The following is an 18,436-nucleotide window of genomic DNA, read 5'->3' on the forward strand; positions in this document are numbered from 1 at the left end:
CCAACGCGGAAAAATCGATTGAAATCCGTAAGTGAAAAAGGCGAACCTTGCACGGTTCCAGCCACTCGATGCAAGGAATCCCGGGACGTCATGCAGATTCGCGATCTTCCCTTTACGGATCCAGGCGAACCGGACGTCCGCTCGGGTCCCCGCTTCCTCTACTGGCTGGGCCGCAATCAGCTCGGCGGCCAGCTCAAGTCCCTCGCCTGGGGACTGCTCCACCAGTGCGGCATCGCCGGACTGCCGCTGACCGTCGGCTTCGCCGTGCAGGCGGCCGTCGACCGCTCGGGCAGCCGGCTCGCGCTGGCGGCGGCGCTCAATGTGCTGCTCGGCGTGGCCATCGCGGTCGGCGAGATGATGCTGCACCGCACCGCGGTCACCAACTGGATCACCGCGGCCGCCCGGGTGCAGCAACTGCTGGCGCGCAAGACCGCCGAGCTCGGCTCGGTGCTCACGCGCCGGGTCGCGGCGGGCGAAGTGGTGGCGGTGTCAACAGGCGACGTGGAAAAAATCGGATGGTTCGTGGAGGCGCTCTCGCGCTTCGCGGCGGCCGCCGCCGCCCTCGTGATCATCTGTGTCGGGCTGCTGGTCTACCAGCCCGCGCTCGGCATCGTCGTCGCGATCGGCGTGCCCGTACTGGCGCTCGCCGTCCTGCCGTTGCTGCCGCGCGCCACCAAGCGCGCGGACATCCAGCGCGAAAAGGCGGGCCGGGCAACGGAGTTGGCGTCCGACACGGTCGCCGGGCTGCGCGTGCTGCGCGGCATCGGCGGCGAGGAACTGTTCCTCGGCCGCTACCGCGAGGCCTCGCAGGAGGTCCGCCGGGCAGCGGTGCGCAGCGCCCGCATGTGGTCGCTGATCTCGGCGGTCCAGGTGCTCCTTCCCGGACTGCTGCTCATCACGGTCGTGCTGTACGGCGCGCATCTGGCGCTCGACGGACGGATCGCGGTGGGTGAACTGGTCACCGTGTACAGCGCGGTGACGCTGATGCTGTACCCGCTGCAGCACTTCGAGGAGATCGCGATGGCGTACTCGTTCTCGCGGCCCTCCGCGAAGCGGGCGGCGCGGGTGCTCGCGATCCAGCGGGTCACCGACCCGGCCGGGACGGACACGGGGGTGCCGTCCGGGCCGGAGCGGGCTCTGCCGTCCGGTGACCTGTACGACCCGGCGACCGGGCTGCTGGCACCCGAGGGCCGGTTCACGGCCGTGGTGTGCGGCGACCCGGACGCGGCCGGTCGGCTCGCGGACCGGCTCGGCGGACATGCCGCGGAGTCGGACGGGCTGGCGTCGGTGCTCCTCGGCGGGGTCGCGCTCGACGGGCTCGCGCTGGACAGCGCCCGCACCGTCGTCCTGGTCCAGGACAAGGACCCGGTGCTGCTCTCGGGCACGCTGCGCGAGCTGCTCGACGTGCCCTCGTCCGGACAGGTCGAGGCGGCGGACGCGCTGGCGGCGGCGCAGTGCGGTGACGTACTGGAGGCGCTCGCGCAGGCCTCGGCCGACGACGGACAGGACCCGATGAGCACCCGGATCACCGAGCGCGGCCGGTCCCTCTCGGGCGGGCAGCGCCAACGCCTGGCGCTTGCCCGGTCGTTGGTGGCCGACCCCGAGGTCCTGGTGCTCGACGAGCCGACCTCGGCGGTCGACTCGCACACCGAGGCGCGGGTCGCGGACGGCATCAAGCGGCTGCGGGCGGGGCGGACGACGGTCGTGTTCACGTCGTCGCCGCTGCTGCTCGACCTGGCCGAGCGGATCGTGTTCGTGCACGACGGCGAGGTCGCGTCGGTGGGCGTGCATCGCGAACTGGTGCACACCGACGCCCGCTACCGCGCGGTCGTCACCCGCGAGACGGACGAGGAAGAGTCGAAGACGATGTCGCAGGCGGCGTCACGGACGACGTCACGGACGATGGAGAAAGTGGAGGAGTCGGCATGATCGGCGTGGCAGCACCGGAGTACGACCCGGCGGCCCCGCAGTCGGCCACCACCCTGCCGGTGGGCACCCCGGCGACGGTGCGTTCCTACGTGAAGGAACTCATGCGGCGCCACCGCAGGGCGTTCTCGGTCCTGGTCGGAGTGAACGCGGTCGCCGTGCTCGCCTCCATGGTCGGCCCCTACCTGCTCGGCGGCGTCGTGGAGGACCTCTCGAAGGGGTCCCGCGACCTTCACCTCGGCCGCGTGGCAGCCCTGTTCGCGACCGCGCTGATCATCCAGACGGTGTTCGTGCGGATGGTGCGGCTGCGCGGCGGGATGCTCGGCGAGGAGATGCTGGCCGATCTGCGCGAGGACTTCCTGGTGCGGTCGGTCGGGCTGCCGCCGAGCGTGCTCGAACGGGCCGGTACGGGCGACCTGTTGTCCCGGATCACCACGGACATCGACCGGCTGGCCAACGCGATGCGCGAGGCCGTGCCGCAGCTGGCGATCGGCGTGGTGTGGGCGGCGCTGCTGCTCGGCGCGCTCGGGATCACGGCTCCGCCCCTTGCCCTCGCGGTGCTGATCGCGCTGCCGGTCCTGATCGTGGGCTGCCGCTGGTACTTCCGGCGGGCGCCCGCCGCCTACCGCTCGGAGGCCGCCGGTTACGCGGCGGTCGCCTCCGCGCTGACCGAGACGGTCGACGCGGGCCGCACGGTCGAGGCACACCGCCTCGGCGCCCGCCGGATCGCGCTCTCGGACCAGCGGGTCAAGGAGTGGACGGCGTGGGAGCGGTACACGCTGTGGCTGCGCACGGTGCTCTTCCCGGTGGTCAGCGTCACCCACATGACGATCATGGTGTCGGTGCTGACGATCGGCGGGGTGTTCGTCCTCAAGGACTGGATCACGGTCGGCCAGCTCACCACCGGCGCGCTCCTTGCCCAGATGCTGGTCGAGCCGGTCGGGCTCATCCTGCGCTGGTACGACGAGCTCCAAGTGGCCCAGGTGTCGATCGGGCGCCTGGTCGGCGTGCGGGACATCGAGCCCGACGCGGGTGACGCCGAGGTCCGCCCCGACGGGCGGCACGTCGAGGCGGACGAGGTCCGCTTCGGCTACCGCGAAGGCGTGGACGTGCTGCACGAGGTGTCTCTGTCGGTGGCTCCGGGCACGCGGGTCGCCCTGGTCGGGCCGTCCGGGGCGGGCAAGTCGACGCTCGGCCGGCTGCTGGCCGGGATCTACTCGCCGCGCGAGGGCCGCGTCACGCTTGGCGAGGCCGAGCTGTCGCGGATGCCGGCGGAGCGGGTGCGCGAGCATGTCGCACTGGTCAACCAGGAGCACCACGTGTTCGTGGGCTCGCTGCGGGACAACCTGCTGCTCGCCCGCACGGGCGCCGACGACGCCGAGCTGTGGGCGGCGCTCGGGGCCGTCGACGCGGACGGCTGGGCGCGGGCGCTCGACGACGGCCTCGGTACGGAGGTCGGCTCGGGCGGCCTGTCGCTCACCCCGGCCCAGGCCCAGCAGATCGCACTGGCCCGGCTGGTGCTGGCGGACCCGCACACGCTGGTCCTGGACGAGGCGACCTCGCTCCTGGACCCGCGGGCGGCCCGCCACCTGGAACGCTCGCTGGCCCGCGTCCTGGATGGCCGCACGGTGGTGGCGATCGCCCACCGGCTGCACACGGCGCACGACGCGGACGTCATCGCGGTGGTGGAGCGCGGCCGGATCAGCGAGCTGGGCAGCCATGACGAGCTGGTCGCGGCGGATGGCGCGTACGCGGCACTGTGGCGGTCCTGGCACGGCTAGCCTGCGGCGCGCTGCGGGGGGGGCTCGGCATTGTGGTGCTGGGCCCCTGCCCCAGGGCCTCGGTTCGCTGTCGGCTGCGGGCCGTGCGTGGCTGGTCGCTCCCCCAAGTTCTCGGCCTCGCTCGAACAGGCTCGAACAGGGGGGACCCCCATCGCGGCGGAGCCGCACATGTCACAGCCCCGCGCCCCTGGCTCCGGGGCAGAGCCCCAGGAGACCCGGCCTCCCCTTCCCCCACCCCCGGAGGGTTTCGGGAAGGGGCGGGGCGGGGGCGAGCCTCGCCGGAGGCGGAGCAGAGCCGTCAAATGAAGTTCAGCGCCCCCGCCGCCCCTATCCCGCCCAGCACCATGAACGCCGGCATCAAAACCTTCAGCTCCACCCAGCTGCCGGCACGGAAGCGCATGCCCTTCGGCGGTCCGACGGGGTGCCAGCGCTTGCGTCCGAGCGGGATCGGCCACAGGATCGGGCAGCCCGAGACCGTCAGGGCATCGCCGATGTCGTGCACGAGCGCGCCGAGCACGATCGGCAGCCCCAGCCACAGGTACTCCTGACCGGGCCCGCTGAAGAGCCAGTCGGAGCCGTTGCCCGGCTTGTCCAGGACGCCCGCCAGGATCCACGCACTGGTCGCCCCGAGCGCCCACACCAGCACATCGCTGGAGACCCGGGCGGCCCGCCACAGCAGCCCTTCCACGGCGAGGACGAGGTGGACGAAGAGGATCGCGAGGACCGCCCAGCGCCCGCCGAACACCGCCGCCGCCGAGGCGCCCGCCCCGATCAGGACGGCCCACAGCCAGGTGTGGGTCAGGGTGCGGTGGCCGCCGTTGCGACGCGGGTCGCCGGGGCCACGGGTCGCCTTGTAGACGGCGTGCGACAGCTCGTCGACGATGCCGCACAGGCCGCGCGACACCGGCCCGAAGGCGCGCGAGATGGTCGCCGACTTGTGATCGAGGTCGGGCGCGAGGGCCGCACCCGCCGTGATCAGGGCGCCCACGACGAGCACCGGCCACGGCATGGCGTGTCCGGCGGCGGCCGCTGCCGCGCCCACCCCGAGCCAGGCCGCGGCCCCCGACAGTGAGTGAGCTGGTCCCATCATGGCCGTGCCCCGCCCCATTCCTCTTGCTCATGAGCTCAGTTGACGGCCTGTCCGGGGACGGGCCGAGCTGGCAGCCTACCTGCGATGATCTTCATGGCGACGGCCGGTTCCCGCTTCCGGTCCCGCGCCAGGCAAGATGGGGTCGTGACCCTTATCGATCAGCTGCCGCCGAGTGCCGACCCCGATGCCCTTTTCGAGGCCTTCTCCACCTGGGCCGAGGACCAGGGCATCAACCTGTACCCGGCCCAGGAGGAGGCGCTGATCGAGGTCGTGTCCGGGGCCAACGTGATCCTTTCCACCCCGACCGGCTCCGGAAAGAGCCTGGTGGCGGCGGGTGCGCACTTCGCGGCGCTGGCCCGGGACGAGGTGACCTTCTACACCGCGCCGATCAAGGCATTGGTCTCGGAGAAGTTCTTCGACCTGTGCAAGCTCTTCGGCACCGAGAACGTCGGCATGCTGACCGGTGACGCCTCCGTCAACGCGGACGCGCCCGTCATCTGCTGCACCGCCGAGGTGCTCGCCTCCATCGCGCTGCGCGACGGCAAGCACGCCGACATCGGCCAGGTCGTGATGGACGAGTTCCACTTCTACGCCGAGGCCGACCGCGGCTGGGCCTGGCAGATCCCGATCCTGGAACTCCCCCAGGCGCAGTTCGTCCTGATGTCGGCCACCCTCGGCGACGTCTCGATGTTCGAGAAGGACCTCACCCGCCGCACCGGCCGCGAGACCGCGGTGGTCCGCTCGGCGACGCGGCCCGTGCCGCTCTCGTACGAGTACGTGACGACGCCCATCACCGAGACGCTGACCGAGCTGCTCGAAACCCGGCAGTCGCCCGTCTACATCGTGCACTTCACGCAGGCGCAGGCGGTCGAGCGGGCGCAGTCGCTCATGTCGATCAACATGTGTACGCGCGAGGAGAAGGACAAGATCGCCGACCTGATCGGCAACTTCCGCTTCACCACCAAGTTCGGCCAGAACCTGTCCCGTTACGTCCGTCACGGCATCGGCGTGCACCACGCGGGCATGCTGCCCAAGTACCGCCGCCTGGTCGAGAAGCTCGCACAGGCGGGCCTGTTGAAGGTCATCTGCGGCACGGACACCCTCGGCGTCGGCGTCAACGTGCCGATCCGTACGGTCCTGTTCACCGCGCTCACCAAGTACGACGGCAACCGCGTACGCACCCTGCGCGCCCGTGAGTTCCACCAGATCGCGGGCCGCGCCGGGCGGGCCGGGTTCGACACCGCCGGGTTCGTGGTGGCCCAGGCGCCCGAGCACGTCATCGAGAACGAGAAGGCGCTCGCCAAGGCCGGCGACGACCCGAAGAAGCGCCGCAAGGTGGTCCGCAAGAAGGCCCCCGAGGGCTTCGTGGCCTGGTCGGACACCACCTTCGAGAAGCTGATCGGCTCCGATCCCGAGCCGCTGACCTCCCGCTTCCGGGTCACCAACATCATGCTGCTCTCGGTGATCGCCCGGCCGGGCAACGCCTTCGAGGCGATGCGGCACCTCCTGGAGGACAACCACGAGCCGCGCAAGGCGCAGCTGCGGCACATCCGCCGGGCCATCGCGATCTACCGCTCGCTGCTCGACGGCGGCGTGGTGGAGCAGCTGGACACCCCAGACGCCGAGGGCCGCACGATCCGGCTCACCGTCGACCTCCAGCAGGACTTCGCCCTGAACCAGCCCCTGTCGACGTTCGCGCTCGCCGCCTTCGACCTCCTGGACCCGGAGTCGCCGTCGTACGCGCTCGACATGGTCTCGGTCGTCGAGTCGACCCTGGACGACCCGCGGCAGATCCTCGCCGCGATGCAGAACAAGGCGCGCGGCGAGGCCGTCGGCCGGATGAAGGCGGACGGCGTCGAGTACGAGGAGCGCATGGAGCGGCTCCAGGACATCTCGTACCCGAAGCCGCTGGAAGAGCTGCTCTGGCACGCGTACAACGTCTACAAGAAGTCGCACCCGTGGGTCGGCGACCACCCGGTCTCGCCGAAGTCCGTCATCCGTGACATGTACGAACGGGCGCTCACCTTCACGGAGTTCACCTCCTGGTACGAGCTGGCGCGCACCGAGGGCATCGTCCTGCGCTATCTGGCGAGCGCGTACAAGGCGCTCGACCACACCATCCCGGACGACCTGAAGACCGAGGACCTCGAAGACCTCATCGCCTGGCTGGGCGAGATGGTGCGCCAGGTGGACTCCTCGCTCCTGGACGAGTGGGAGCAGCTCGCGAACCCCGAGATCCAGACGGCCGAGGAGGCCCAGGAGAAGGCCGACGAGGTCAAGCCGGTCACGGCCAACGCCCGCGCCTTCCGCGTACTCGTGCGCAACGCGATGTTCCGCCGGGTCGAGCTGGCCGCCCTGGACAACGTCGACGCGCTCGGCGAGCTGGACGCGGAGTCCGGCTGGGACGCGGACGCGTGGGGCGAGGCGATGGACAAGTACTGGGACGAGTACGACGACCTCGGCACCGGTCCCGACGCGCGCGGCCCCAAGCTGCTCGCGATCGAGGAGGACACGGCGCACGGGCTGTGGCGCGTCCGCCAGACGTTCGCCGACCCGAACGGCGACCATGGCTGGGGCATCAGCGCGGAGGTCGATCTGGCGGCCTCCGACGAAGAGGGCCGCGCCGTGGTGCGCGTCACCGACGTCGGCGAGCTCTGACCGCGCCCCCCATTCTGCGAGAGGACTGCGACGACATGACCAACCCTGCGGAGAGACTCGTCGACCTGCTCGACCTGGAGCGGATCGAGGTCGACATCTTCCGTGGCCGCAGCCCCGAGGAGTCCCTCCAGCGGGTCTTCGGCGGGCAGGTCGCGGGCCAGGCCCTGGTCGCGGCCGGGCGCACCACGGACGGCGAGCGCCCGGTGCACTCGCTGCACGCGTACTTCCTGCGTCCGGGGCGTCCGGGCGTGCCGATCGTCTACCAGGTGGAGCGGGTGCGCGACGGGCGTTCCTTCACCACCCGGCGGGTCACGGCCGTCCAGCAGGGCCGCACGATCTTCAACCTCACCGCGTCCTTCCACCGCCCGGAGCCCGGCAGCATCGAGCACCAGCTCCCGCCGCGCCTGGACTTCCCCGAGCCGGAGTCGCTGCCCACGGTCACCGAGGAGATCCGCGAGCACCTGGGCGCCCTTCCCGAGGCGCTGGAGCGGATGGCGCGCCGCCAGCCGTTCGACATCCGGTACGTGGACCGGCTGCGCTGGACGGCCGAGGAGATCAAGGACGCGGATCCGCGCAGCGCGGTCTGGATGCGGGCGGTCGGCCCGCTGGGCGACGACCCGCTGGTGCACACCTGCGCGCTGACGTACGCGAGCGACATGACGCTCCTGGACGCGGTGCGCATCCCGGTCGAGCCGCTGTGGGGGCCGCGCGGCTTCGACATGGCCTCGCTCGACCACGCGATGTGGTTCCACCGCCCGTTCCGCGCCGACGAGTGGTTCCTGTACGACCAGGAGTCCCCCATTTCCACGGGCGGCCGGGGCCTGGCCCGGGGCCGGATCTACAACCGCGAGGGCGAACTGCTGGTGTCGGTGGTCCAGGAGGGCCTCTTCCGACCCCTGACCGCCCCCACCGACTGATCAACTCACCTTATTCCAGAAGGAGTTACCGATGAGCCTGTACGACATCCCGCTGCGCACCCTGACCGGCGAGCCGACTTCCCTCGCCGACTACAAGGGCCGCGCCGTGCTCCTGGTGAACGTGGCGTCCAAGTGCGGTCTGACCCCGCAGTACGCGGGCCTCGAGCGCCTCCAGAAGGAGTACGGCGGCCGTGGCCTGACCGTGCTCGGCGTGCCGTGCAACCAGTTCGGCGGCCAGGAGCCCGGCACCGCCGAGGAGATCGGCACGTTCTGCTCGGCGACCTACGGCGTGACCTTCCCGCTCCTGGAGAAGACCGATGTGAACGGCGCCGGCCGGCACCCGCTGTACGCGGAGCTGACGAAGACCGCGGACGCCGACGGCGAGGCCGGCGACATCCAGTGGAACTTCGAGAAGTTCCTGCTCACCCCGCAGGGCGAGGTGGCCGCCCGGATCCGCCCCCGCACGGAGCCGGAGGCCCCCGAGGTCGTCGCTCTCATCGAGGCCAACCTCCCTGCCTGACCCGGCAGTTGACGCCAAGGCGCTCCCCCCTCCTCCGAGGGCGGGGGCGCCTTTCGCGCACCCGGCTCCGGTCACCGGCGCCCGAGCGTCTTGGCGTGCGCATGCGACCAGCTCGTGAGGATCACTCCGGCGGCGATCACGACCGCGTACGCGCAGAGCAGGGCCCAGAATCCGGCGGGGATCCAGCCGAGCAGTCCGCGGTTGTCGTGGTCGATGAGCAGTCGGATCGCGCCCTGAGTGAACAGGGCCATCATGATCGCGCCGACGATCTGCAACACGTCGTACTTCATGGTTCCTCTCCCGTTTGAATCCTCACCCGTTGATACGAACGTATCAGCGCGAATGTGCGTCATCCCTGGTGTGAGGCGCCTTACGTCACACCAATTTCGCGCCTATAGTCAGTTGCGTGCGTGACGAAAAGGAAGCGCGGTGCGAGGTGTGCGGCACGGATCTGGCCCCGGCGGGACGCGGGCGTCCGGCCCGCTATTGCTCGCGGAGCTGTCAGGCGCGGGCGTACCGCGCCCGCAAGCGGCCGCCTCTGCCGGAGCCCGAGCCGCAGGAGCCCGAGGAGCTGGAGGGGCGGCGGCGGGAGATCGCCGGGGCGGTGTGGCGCATCGCGGCCGGGCGGGGGCTGCACGAGGCGAGCATGCGCGAGATCGCGGCCGAGGCGGGCGTCTCGCTGCGCTCGGTCCAGTACCACTTCGGCAGCAAGCACCAACTCCTCGTCGGCGCGCTGAAGTTGCTGCACGCGGACAATGAACGGCGTGCCTGTGAGCGCATCGATCACGACCCGGGCGATCCGCGCGCGCTGCTCAACGCGATCCTGGAGGAGTGCCTGCCGCTCGACGAGGAGCGGCGCTTCGGGCTGCGGGTTCTCTCGGCGTACTACTCCCGCAGCCTCACCGATCCCGCGCTGGCGGCGGTGTTCCTGAGCGCCGAGCACCCGCTGGAGGATCTGGTCGCGTGGGTCATCGGGCAGGCGCAGGAGGGCGGTGCGTGCCGGCACGGGCTCGACGCGCGGCACGAGGCCGATCTACTGGTGTCGGGCGCCGTGGGGCTCGGCGGGGACATGCTGCACGGGCGGCGCGGCCCGGCCGAGGTGACGGCCACCCTGGGCTATCACCTCGACCGGATCTTCGAGCCGCGCGCCGGTCGCTAGCGGATCGGCATGCCCGAGAGGGTGCGGGCGATGACGAGCCGCTGGATCTCGCTCGTCCCCTCAAAAATGGTGTAGATAGCGGCGTCCCTGTGCATGCGCTCCACCGGGTATTCACGGGTGAAGCCGTTGCCGCCGAGGATCTGGATCGCCTGGGCGGTGACCTTCTTGGCCGTCTCGCTGGCGTACAGCTTGGACATCGAGCCCTCGGCCGACTCGAACTTCTTGCCCGTCGTCGCCATCCAGGACGCGCGCCACACCAGCAGGCGGGCCGCGTCGATCTGGGTGCGCATGTCGGCGAGCTGGAAGGCGATGCCCTGGTTGTCGATGATCGGGCGGCCGAACTGCTCGCGAGTCTTGGCGTATTCGAGCGCGTAGTCGTACGCGGCCCGCGCGGTGCCGACCGCCATCGCGCCGACGGCCGGGCGGGAGGCCTCGAACGTGGCCATCGCCGCGTTCTTCACGCGCTCCCCGCCACCTGCCTTCGCCTTCTCACGGGCCCGGGCGAGCCGCTCGTCGAGCTTCTCCTTGCCGCCGAGCAGGCAGTGACCCGGGACGCGAACGTCCTCGAGGACCACCTCGGCGGTGTGCGAGGCACGGATGCCGTGCTTCTTGAACTTCTGGCCCTGCGTCAGACCCGGGGTGCCCGGCGGCACGATGAAGGAAGCGTGGCCCTTGGAGCCGAGGTCGGCGTCGACGACCGCGACGACGACGTGGACATTGGCGATGCCGCCGTTGGTAGCCCAGGTCTTGGTGCCGTTCAGGACCCACTCGTCCTTGGCCGCGTCGTACACGGCCCGGGTGCGCATCGAGGCGACGTCGGAGCCCGCGTCCGGCTCGGAGGAGCAGAAGGCGGCGACCTTGACGTCCGTCACGTCGCCGTACATCTGCGGGATCCAGGTGCCGATCTGCTCCTCGGTGCCGTTGGCGAGGACGCCGACGGCGGCAAGTCCCGTGCCGACGATGGAGAGCGCTATGCCCGCATCGCCCCAGAACAGCTCCTCCATGGCGACCGGGATGCCCAGGCCGCTCGGGTCGAAGAACTGCTGCGCATAGAAGTCGAGGGAGTAGATTCCCACCTTGGCCGCCTCCTGGATCACCGGCCAGGGGGTCTCCTCGCGCTCGTCCCACTCGGCGGCCGCGGGACGGATCACATCCTTGGCGAACCCGTGCAGCCAGTCACGGACCTGCTTCTGGTCGTCGTTGAGATCCATCGTGAACTCGGCCATGTCCCCTCCACCACTCCAAGCGTTACTTGCGGTAACCGCAGTCTGTTACCGACGGGTAGCCCATGTCAACCGACCACCGGCCGCCCAGCGCCGCCGCCGGGCGGAGTGTTACGTTGCGCAAGGCTTTCGACAGATGGAACCCACGGAAAATGCAGTACGGGCGGGGAGAAGAACCCATGGAGACCACACAGCAGGCCGGACAGCAGCGAACGGCGGCGGAGCGCCGACGGCGCGAACTGCTGGAGGCGGCGGACCGGGTGGTGCTCCGGGACGGCCCGAAGGCCTCCATGAACGCGATCGCGGCGGAGGCGGGCATCACCAAGCCCATCCTCTACCGCCACTTCGGCGACAAGGGCGGGCTCTACCGGGCGCTCGCCAAGCGCCACACCGACGCCCTGCTCTCCGCGCTGCGGGCCGCGCTCGACGCGCCGGCCGAGCGGCGCGAGCGGGTCGAGGCGACGCTGGAGACCTATCTGACGGCCATCGAGGCGCGGCCTCAGGTGTACCGGTTCCTGATGCACCCCGCCGAGGACGCCCCGGCTCCGGAGTCCGAGCAGGGCTTCGACGTGGGCCGGCACTCCGCGCCGCTGCTTCGCCGCATGGGTGAGGATCTGGGTGTGGTGATCGCCGAGCGGATCGATCTCGGGCCGGGCAGCGAGGTGCTCGCGCGGGTCTGGGGGCACGGGATCGTCGGCATGATGCATGCGGCGGGTGACTGGTGGCTGGGCGAACGCCCGTGCTCCCGCGCGGAGTTGGTCCAGGCCCTGGCGGACCTCCTGTGGGGCCGCCTGGCCGCCGCCGGCGACAGAGTGGGCGGGCCCAGCTTCTGACCCCCACCCCGCCCCTTCCCCAAGGCCTCCGGCGGTGAAGGGACCCCGGGGCTCCGCCCCAGGCCCCGTATCGCGCCCGAAGGGCGCTCGTCCTCGAACGCCGGACGGGCTGACATGCCCGGTGCGAGCCGGCATCGCCCCTGCTAGGGGCGCGGGGAACTGCGCGACCAGCCAACTACGACCCGCAGCCGGCCTACTCCCCCGGCGGGTTCGGGGAAGGGGCGGGGCGGGGCCAGTCCGCCCGTCCGCCCCACGGCGTCCTGCGGATCGCCCGCCGCAACCGGGACCTGCGCCACCCCGTGACCCGGTCCGCGTACACCAGCCCCTCCAAGTGGTCGCACTCGTGCTGCAGGCACCTCGCGAAGAACCCGGTGCCTTCGATGCGGACCGGCGCGCCGGAGAGGTCGACGCCCTCCACCACCGCACGGTCGAAGCGCGAGGTCGGCGCCTCAAGGCCCGGCAGGGAGAGGCAGCCCTCGGCGCCGCGCACCTCGATGCCGTCGGCCTCCACGAGGCGGGGGTTGACGACGTACCCCAGATGCCGCACGTCCTCGTCGTCGGGGCAGTCGTACACGAACACCCGCCGGGCGACGCCGATCTGGTTCGCCGCCAGGCCGACACCGTCGGCCGCGTACATCGTCGCGAACATGTCCTCGACGAGCCGGTGCAGCTCGGGACCGAAGTCCGTGACGGGTTCGCAGGGGGCGTGGAGCAACCGGTCACCGAGGAGACTCATCTCTCGTACGGAGCCGGAACTGCCGGGAATGGGGCGGTGGCGCATGGGCGCAAGAGTACGTTCCGAGGGGTGGAGGCCATTCCGGATGGTGGCGCGGTTCGGGCCGCCGACCGGATCTCGATAGGCTGACACCCGACCCAGGCGCAAGGAGGATCAAGGACGATGTCAGGACACGTTGGAGGTGCCGGGCCCCTGTCACCGCGAGCCAAGCTGGCGGTGACCGCGGGCAAGGCCGCCGCGGCGGTGTCGCGCGCGGCGGGCCGGGGCAGTGGATCGGTGATCGGCGGGCGCGTCGCGCTCAAGCTCGACCCCGATCTGCTCGGGCGGCTCGCCACTCATCTGGACGTCGTCCTGGTGTCGGCGACGAACGGCAAGACGACCACGACCCGGCTGATCGCCGAGGCACTGCGGGCCAGCGGCCCGGTGGTGTCGAACGCGCTCGGCGCCAACATGCCGGCCGGCATCACGTCGGCGCTGGCGGGCGGTTCGGACGCCAAGTACGGCGTGATCGAGGTCGACGAGAAGTATCTGGCGGGAGTCGCGCGCGATGTGACGCCCAAGGCGATCGCGCTGCTCAACCTCTCGCGCGACCAGCTGGACCGCGCCGCCGAGACCCGCATGCTCGCCGAGAAGTGGCGCGAGGGCCTGTCCGGCTCCAAGGCCGTGGTGATCGCCAACGCGGACGACCCGCTGGTCGTGTGGGCGGCGTCCTCCTCCCCCAATGTGGTGTGGGTGGCGGCCGGTCAGGAGTGGAAGGACGACGCCTGGTCGTGCCCCGCCTGCGGCGGTGTGATGCAGCGGCCCGGCGACGACTGGTTCTGCGGCGAGTGCGGTTTCCGCCGCCCGGCCCCCAGTTGGGTGCTCAACGGCGACTACGTCCTCGACCCGCACGGCTCGGCCTGGCCGATCCACCTCCAGCTGCCCGGCCGTGCCAACAAGGCGAACGCCGCGACCTCCGCCGCGGTCGCCGCGGTGTTCGGGGTGCCGCCGCAGGTCGCCCTGGAGCGCATGTACCAGGTGCAGGCGGTCGCGGGACGCTACGACGTGGTCAGCTTCCAGGGGCGGGAGCTGCGGCTGCTGCTCGCGAAGAACCCGGCGGGCTGGCTCGAAACGTTTTCCCTCATCGACCCGCCGCCCACCCCGGTCGTCCTGTCCGTCAACGCCCGCGGCGCGGACGGCACGGACACCTCCTGGCTGTGGGACGTCGACTACACCCGGCTCGCCGGCCACCCGATCTTCGTGATCGGCGACCGCAAGCTGGACCTGGCGGTGCGCCTCGAGGTCGCGAACCTGGACTTCCGGGTCTGCGAAAGCCTGGAGGAGTGCGCCCAGTTGGCGCCGCCCGGGCGGATCGAGCTCATCGCCAACTACACCGCGTTCCAGGACGTCCGCCGCGTCGTCGGCAACTGACCCGAGCAAGGAGCAAGCAAGCGACATGGCAGACAACAGCCTGCGCCTCGTGTGGGTCTACCCCGACCTGCTGAGCACCTACGGCGACCAGGGCAACGCCCTGGTCGTGGAGCGCCGGGCGCGCCAGCGCGGCCTGGAAGTGCACCGGCTCGACGTCCGCAGCGACCAGCCGATCCCGACGTCCGGTGACATCTACCTCATCGGCGGCGGCGAGGACCGGCCGCAGCGGCTCGCGGCCGAGCGGCTGCGCCGCGACACCGGGCTGAGCCGCGCCGCGTCCAACGGCGCGATCATCTTCTCGGTCTGCGCCGGGTACCAGATCCTGGGCCACGAGTTCATCAACGACCTCGGCGAGCGCGAGCCGGGCCTCGGCCTGCTCGACGTGATCTCGACGCGCGGCGAGGGCGAGCGCTGCGTCGGCGACGTCCTCGGCGACATCGACGAGCGGCTCGGGCTCCCCCAGCTCACCGGATTCGAGAACCACCAGGGCGTCACCCACCTCGGTCCGACCGCCCGCCCGTTCGCCCGGGTCCGCCTGGGCAAGGGCAACGGCACGGGCGACGGCACCGAGGGCGCGTACAACGACACCGTCTTCGGTACGTACATGCACGGCCCGGTCCTCGCGCGCAATCCGCAGATCGCGGACATGCTCCTGAAGCTGGCCCTCGACGTGAACGCGCTGCCGCCGACGGACGACCGCTGGTACGAGGCGCTGCGCGCCGAGCGCATCGCGTCGGCGACCCAGCCCGCGTAACGCCCGAACGGGGCAAGAGCGGATACCTTGGGCAACTCGGTCCGGCTGGTGGGCGGTTCGTACGTTCGTACCACGTCCATCAGTCGGACCTCCGATTCGGCCCCCGTCACCCTGCGCCGGTAGGGTGACGGGGATCCAACCGGACGACGTGGTCCGGTCGTCGGCCCACGTTGCAAAGGTTCTCCGGGCAATGCGAATTGGTGTGCTCACCTCCGGCGGCGACTGCCCCGGCCTGAACGCCGTCATCCGATCCGTCGTGCACCGCGCGGTGGTCGACCACGGCGACGAGGTCATCGGCTTCCACGACGGCTGGAAGGGCCTGCTCGAAGCCGACTACCGCAAGCTCGACCTCGACGCGGTCGGCGGCATCCTCGCCCGTGGCGGCACCATTCTCGGCTCCTCCCGCGTCCAGCCGGCGCATCTGCGCGACGGCGTCGAGCGCGCCAAGGGACACGTCGCCGAGCTCGGTCTCGACGCGATCATCCCGATCGGCGGCGAGGGCACCCTGAAGGCCGCGACCCTGCTGTCCGAGGCAGGTCTTCCGATCGTCGGCGTGCCCAAGACCATCGACAACGACATCGCCTCGACCGATGTCACCTTCGGCTTCGACACCGCCGTGGGCGTGGCGACCGAGGCCCTCGACCGCCTCAAGACCACCGCCGAATCGCACCAGCGTGTCCTGATCGTCGAGGTCATGGGCCGCCACACCGGCTGGATCGCGCTGCACTCGGGCATGGCCGCCGGTGCGCACGCCATCGTCGTGCCCGAGCGCCCCTTCGACATCGACGAGCTGACCGAGCTGGTCGGCCGGCGCTTCTCGGCGGGCAAGAAGTTCGCGATCGTCGTCGTCGCCGAGGGCGCCAAGCCGCGCGAGGGCTCGATGCAGTTCGACGTGGGCGGCACCGACATGTACGGCCACGAGCGCTTCGCCGGCGTGGCCCGCCAGCTCTCCATCGAGCTGGAGCAGCGCCTGAACAAGGAGGCCCGCCCGGTCATCCTCGGTCACGTCCAGCGCGGCGGCACGCCCACCGCGTACGACCGGGTGCTCGCCACCCGCTTCGGCTGGCACGCGGTCGAGGCCGCCCACCGCGGCGAGTTCGGCATGCTGACCGCGCTGCGCGGCACCGACATCGTGATGGTCCCCCTCGCCGAGGCGACGGCCACCTTGAAGACCGTCCCGGCCGAGCGCTACGCCGAAGCGGAGTGCGTCCTCTAGTCGTCCTCCGGCATCCCGTCGCCTCCGGATTGTTTTCGCAAGGAACCGCCCCCGGCCGCATCACCGGCCGGGGGCGGTTCTAGTCTGGTGCGGGACAACCGGTACGAATCAGGAGTCAGCGGATGGATCACAGCGGGCACGGCATGGACATGAACATGGACCTGCCGCCGTTCACGCTGGCACGGGGGCTCGAATGGTCGGCGGACTCCTTCTTCCTCATCGGCTGCCTGCTCGGGCTCGGCCTGTACGCGTGGGGTGTGGTCCGGCTCAAGCGGCGCGGTGACAGCTGGCCGGTCAGCCGGATGATCTTCTGGACCGTGGGCGTCCTGACCATCGGGCTCGTCATGTGCACCAGGCTCAACGACTACGGCATGGTCATGTTCAGCGTGCACATGGTGCAGCACATGGTGATCAGCATGCTGTCGCCCATCCTGCTGCTGCTCGGCGCGCCGGTCACGCTCGCGCTGCGTGCGCTGCCGGTCGCCCCGCGCGGCCGCAAGGGCCCGCGCGAGTTGCTCCTGATGCTGCTGCACAGCCGGTACATGAAGATCATCACGCACCCGGCGTTCACCATCCCGCTGTTCATCGCGAGCCTGTACGGGCTCTATTTCACGCCGCTCTTCGACTTCCTGATGGAGTCGAAGACCGGGCACATCGCGATGATGGTCCACTTCCTCGCGGTCGGCCTGGTCTTCTTCTGGCCGATCATGGGCGTGGACCCGGGCCCGCACCGGCCCGGCTATGTGATGCGGATGCTGGAGCTCTTCGCCGGGATGCCCTTCCACGCCTTCTTCGGCATCGCCCTGATGATGGCCAGCGAGCCCATGATCGGCACGTACAAGAACCCGCCGGCCTCGCTCGGGATCGACGCGCTCACCGATCAGCAGGCGGGCGGCGGCATCGCCTGGGCGTTCAGCGAGATCCCCTCGGTGCTCGTCCTGATCGCGCTCGTCTTCCAGTGGTACGCCACCGAGAAGCGGCACGCGCGCCGCACCGACCGGGCCGCCGAGCGCAACGGCGACAAGGAACTTCAGGCCTACAACGCCTATCTCGCCTCACTGAACACGCGCGGGCAGTAGCGCGGCGGCCCCTCCCGGGAGACCATGGTCTTCACGGCGCCCGCCGGGAGGAAGGGGACGCTATGCCCCGTTCGACGAAGTCGATGATGGTGCTCACCCTCGTGATGCTGGTGGTGATCACGGCGTACACGGTGGCGCTCGGCAGCAGCGGCTGGCTGTGGTTCGGCTGGGTGGTGCTCGGGCTCACCGCGATCGGGACGGCCGCGACGTCGCGCAGCAGCTGAGCGCTTGTGCCGGAGCCCCTCCCGGTCAGCCGAGCCTGACGGTGATCTTCTGGGTGGCTCCCCCGGTGCCGCTGAGGTCGCCGAAGGTGAGGGTCAGGGACGAGCCCGTGGTGGCGCCGGTGACGGTGGCCGGGCGGGAGGTCACCGAGGCCACGGCCCGTCGCCAGGTCAGGGTCAGCGAGGTCTGCATCCGCATGGGGTCGCTGACGCAGATCACCGCGGTGCCGTCGCCCCGGTCACCGATCATCACCGCGCACGGCGCACTGGCGGTGAGCGCGCCGACGGTGCCGCCGAACCAGAAGTTGACCCCGGTGAAGCCGAGCGAGGGCACCTGGACGCCCTGCTGATCGTCGGTGTTCGCGAGCACGCTCAGCCAGCCGGTGTCGGCGGCGCGGGCCGCGGTCCGGTCGGCGGACGCACACCCGGCATCAGTACGTAGGCGCATCCGGCCCCGGACGGGTTGGTGCCGTGGTCGGCCCACAGGGTGAGGTAGCGGCGGCTGACCGGTGTCGTCGAGCTGCCCTTGTTGATGTCGCTCCAGCGGCCGGTCCGCTCCTCGCGCCCGGCCCGCACGGTCGCCCGGCCGGGGAAGACATAGCCGCCATGGCCCGCGAGGTGTGCCCAGGAGGCGCCGGTCAGGGTCGCGGACCAAGGGTGGGCGAGCGGCTGCACGGTGCCGTCGACGGTGAGGGCGGCGCTTCCGGTCGGCCCGAGGTTGCGGTTGTCCACGGTCGACTCGACCACGGTGCCGTCCTTGCACGAGATGCCCGCGCCCAGGCACACGATGGCGTCGTCGAGGTTTCTACTCTTCGCACTTCGTTCGCTCAAGAACTCGCGCACAAATGATCGATTGATCGATCCGCTGCCGGGCCGGTCGACGGTGGTTACAGCGGCCCGGCCCTCCCCCTAC

16 protein-coding genes and 1 pseudogene are annotated in these 18,436 nt (G+C 70.9%); 12 read left to right on the forward strand and 5 right to left on the reverse strand.

From position 1 onward, the window contains the following. Positions 1–90 precede the first annotated feature (90 nt). Positions 91–1,929 (forward strand): ABC transporter transmembrane domain-containing protein, encoded by a 1,839-nt coding sequence (locus tag IE206_RS04430; protein WP_189960533.1) that lies wholly within the window; start codon positions 91–93, stop codon positions 1,927–1,929. Then, entirely contained in the window at positions 1,926–3,707 is a 1,782-nt protein-coding gene (locus IE206_RS04435; protein ID WP_189960534.1) for an ABC transporter ATP-binding protein, read from the forward strand. The genes IE206_RS04430 and IE206_RS04435 overlap by 4 nt, the downstream gene beginning before the upstream one ends. Before the next feature lie 298 nt (positions 3,708–4,005). On the opposite strand, the gene IE206_RS04440 is transcribed toward IE206_RS04435, so the two are convergent. Then, a complete protein-coding gene (locus tag IE206_RS04440; RefSeq protein WP_189960535.1) occupies positions 4,006–4,797 on the reverse strand; it encodes a metal-dependent hydrolase in 792 nt (263 codons plus the stop codon). Positions 4,798–4,881: 84 nt separating this feature from the next. Here IE206_RS04440 and IE206_RS04445 point away from each other — a divergent pair, with 84 nt between their 5' ends. Genes IE206_RS04445 through IE206_RS04455 form a run of 3 tightly spaced genes read left to right on the forward strand, consistent with a single transcriptional unit; the run spans position 4,882 to position 8,892 of the window. Next, the gene (locus IE206_RS04445) at positions 4,882–7,455 is read left to right on the forward strand and encodes a DEAD/DEAH box helicase (RefSeq protein ID WP_189960536.1); all 2,574 of its coding nucleotides are present in this window, start codon (positions 4,882–4,884) and stop codon (positions 7,453–7,455) included. A gap of 35 nt (positions 7,456–7,490) precedes the next feature. Beyond that, positions 7,491–8,372 carry an acyl-CoA thioesterase gene (locus IE206_RS04450; protein ID WP_189960537.1) on the forward strand — a complete coding sequence of 294 codons (882 nt, stop codon included), beginning with the start codon at positions 7,491–7,493 and terminating at the stop codon, positions 8,370–8,372. 31 nt (positions 8,373–8,403) lie between these two features. Further along, positions 8,404–8,892, forward strand: a complete 489-nt coding sequence (locus IE206_RS04455; protein WP_189960538.1) for a glutathione peroxidase — start codon at positions 8,404–8,406, stop codon at positions 8,890–8,892. 71 nt (positions 8,893–8,963) lie between these two features. On the opposite strand, the gene IE206_RS04460 is transcribed toward IE206_RS04455, so the two are convergent. Beyond that, a complete protein-coding gene (locus IE206_RS04460; RefSeq protein ID WP_189960539.1) occupies positions 8,964–9,182 on the reverse strand; it encodes a hypothetical protein in 219 nt (72 codons plus the stop codon). A gap of 116 nt (positions 9,183–9,298) precedes the next feature. On the opposite strand from IE206_RS04460, the gene IE206_RS04465 reads away from it, so the two are divergent. Then, positions 9,299–10,051 (forward strand): TetR/AcrR family transcriptional regulator, encoded by a 753-nt coding sequence (locus tag IE206_RS04465; protein WP_226598722.1) that lies wholly within the window; start codon positions 9,299–9,301, stop codon positions 10,049–10,051. Here the strand turns inward: IE206_RS04465 and IE206_RS04470 are convergent. Beyond that, the gene (locus tag IE206_RS04470) at positions 10,048–11,277 is read right to left on the reverse strand and encodes an acyl-CoA dehydrogenase family protein (RefSeq protein WP_189960540.1); all 1,230 of its coding nucleotides are present in this window, start codon (positions 11,275–11,277) and stop codon (positions 10,048–10,050) included. The two genes, IE206_RS04465 and IE206_RS04470, sit on opposite strands and share 4 nt — an antisense overlap. A gap of 176 nt (positions 11,278–11,453) precedes the next feature. Between IE206_RS04470 and IE206_RS04475 the strand changes: the two genes are divergently transcribed. After that, complete coding sequence (locus tag IE206_RS04475) at positions 11,454–12,107, forward strand: TetR/AcrR family transcriptional regulator (protein WP_189960541.1); 654 nt, start codon at positions 11,454–11,456, stop codon at positions 12,105–12,107. 193 nt (positions 12,108–12,300) lie between these two features. Here IE206_RS04475 and def read toward each other — a convergent pair whose 3' ends face one another. Further along, positions 12,301–12,888: a peptide deformylase gene (def, locus tag IE206_RS04480; protein WP_189960542.1), complete on the reverse strand. Its 588-nt coding sequence runs from the start codon at positions 12,886–12,888 to the stop codon at positions 12,301–12,303. Positions 12,889–13,005: 117 nt separating this feature from the next. Here def and IE206_RS04485 point away from each other — a divergent pair, with 117 nt between their 5' ends. The 5 genes from IE206_RS04485 (at position 13,006) to IE206_RS04505 (ending at position 17,526) form a co-directional block, all read left to right on the forward strand. Beyond that, positions 13,006–14,253 carry a Mur ligase family protein gene (locus tag IE206_RS04485; RefSeq protein WP_053724187.1) on the forward strand — a complete coding sequence of 416 codons (1,248 nt, stop codon included), beginning with the start codon at positions 13,006–13,008 and terminating at the stop codon, positions 14,251–14,253. 25 nt (positions 14,254–14,278) lie between these two features. Beyond that, positions 14,279–15,007 (forward strand): type 1 glutamine amidotransferase, encoded by a 729-nt coding sequence (locus tag IE206_RS04490; RefSeq protein WP_189960543.1) that lies wholly within the window; start codon positions 14,279–14,281, stop codon positions 15,005–15,007. Positions 15,008–15,197: 190 nt separating this feature from the next. Continuing rightward, a complete protein-coding gene (locus tag IE206_RS04495) occupies positions 15,198–16,223 on the forward strand; it encodes a 6-phosphofructokinase (RefSeq protein WP_189960544.1) in 1,026 nt (341 codons plus the stop codon). 122 nt (positions 16,224–16,345) lie between these two features. Then, positions 16,346–17,302, forward strand: coding sequence for a cytochrome c oxidase assembly protein (locus IE206_RS04500; protein ID WP_189960545.1), 957 nt, complete (start codon positions 16,346–16,348; stop codon positions 17,300–17,302). A 62-nt stretch (positions 17,303–17,364) separates the two neighbouring features. After that, on the forward strand, positions 17,365–17,526 hold the full coding sequence (locus tag IE206_RS04505) for a hypothetical protein (RefSeq protein ID WP_189960546.1): 162 nt from the start codon (positions 17,365–17,367) through the stop codon (positions 17,524–17,526). A 25-nt stretch (positions 17,527–17,551) separates the two neighbouring features. Here IE206_RS04505 and IE206_RS04510 read toward each other — a convergent pair. Next, positions 17,552–18,324 (reverse strand): annotated as a pseudogene (locus IE206_RS04510) (polysaccharide lyase family 8 super-sandwich domain-containing protein); the annotation flags it as partial. Positions 18,325–18,436 lie beyond the last annotated feature (112 nt).

Source organism: Streptomyces violascens (assembly GCF_014649955.1).
In the GTDB taxonomy this organism is placed as follows: Bacteria; Actinomycetota; Actinomycetes; order Streptomycetales; family Streptomycetaceae; genus Streptomyces; species Streptomyces violascens.

What these genes read in the sequence shown, in the direction of transcription:
- IE206_RS04430 (WP_189960533.1), top strand. Translation starts at nt 91, where the DNA reads ATGCAGATTCGCGATCTTCCCTTTACGGATCCAGGCGAACCGGACGTC.
- IE206_RS04435 (WP_189960534.1), top strand. Translation starts at nt 1,926, where the DNA reads ATGATCGGCGTGGCAGCACCGGAGTACGACCCGGCGGCCCCGCAGTCG.
- IE206_RS04440 (WP_189960535.1), bottom strand. Translation starts at nt 4,797, where the DNA reads ATGATGGGACCAGCTCACTCACTGTCGGGGGCCGCGGCCTGGCTCGGG.
- IE206_RS04445 (WP_189960536.1), top strand. Translation starts at nt 4,882, where the DNA reads ATGATCTTCATGGCGACGGCCGGTTCCCGCTTCCGGTCCCGCGCCAGG.
- IE206_RS04450 (WP_189960537.1), top strand. Translation starts at nt 7,491, where the DNA reads ATGACCAACCCTGCGGAGAGACTCGTCGACCTGCTCGACCTGGAGCGG.
- IE206_RS04455 (WP_189960538.1), top strand. Translation starts at nt 8,404, where the DNA reads ATGAGCCTGTACGACATCCCGCTGCGCACCCTGACCGGCGAGCCGACT.
- IE206_RS04460 (WP_189960539.1), bottom strand. Translation starts at nt 9,182, where the DNA reads ATGAAGTACGACGTGTTGCAGATCGTCGGCGCGATCATGATGGCCCTG.
- IE206_RS04470 (WP_189960540.1), bottom strand. Translation starts at nt 11,277, where the DNA reads ATGGCCGAGTTCACGATGGATCTCAACGACGACCAGAAGCAGGTCCGT.
- IE206_RS04475 (WP_189960541.1), top strand. Translation starts at nt 11,454, where the DNA reads ATGGAGACCACACAGCAGGCCGGACAGCAGCGAACGGCGGCGGAGCGC.
- def (WP_189960542.1), bottom strand. Translation starts at nt 12,888, where the DNA reads ATGCGCCACCGCCCCATTCCCGGCAGTTCCGGCTCCGTACGAGAGATG.
- IE206_RS04485 (WP_053724187.1), top strand. Translation starts at nt 13,006, where the DNA reads ATGTCAGGACACGTTGGAGGTGCCGGGCCCCTGTCACCGCGAGCCAAG.
- IE206_RS04490 (WP_189960543.1), top strand. Translation starts at nt 14,279, where the DNA reads ATGGCAGACAACAGCCTGCGCCTCGTGTGGGTCTACCCCGACCTGCTG.
- IE206_RS04495 (WP_189960544.1), top strand. Translation starts at nt 15,198, where the DNA reads ATGCGAATTGGTGTGCTCACCTCCGGCGGCGACTGCCCCGGCCTGAAC.
- IE206_RS04500 (WP_189960545.1), top strand. Translation starts at nt 16,346, where the DNA reads ATGGATCACAGCGGGCACGGCATGGACATGAACATGGACCTGCCGCCG.
- IE206_RS04505 (WP_189960546.1), top strand. Translation starts at nt 17,365, where the DNA reads ATGCCCCGTTCGACGAAGTCGATGATGGTGCTCACCCTCGTGATGCTG.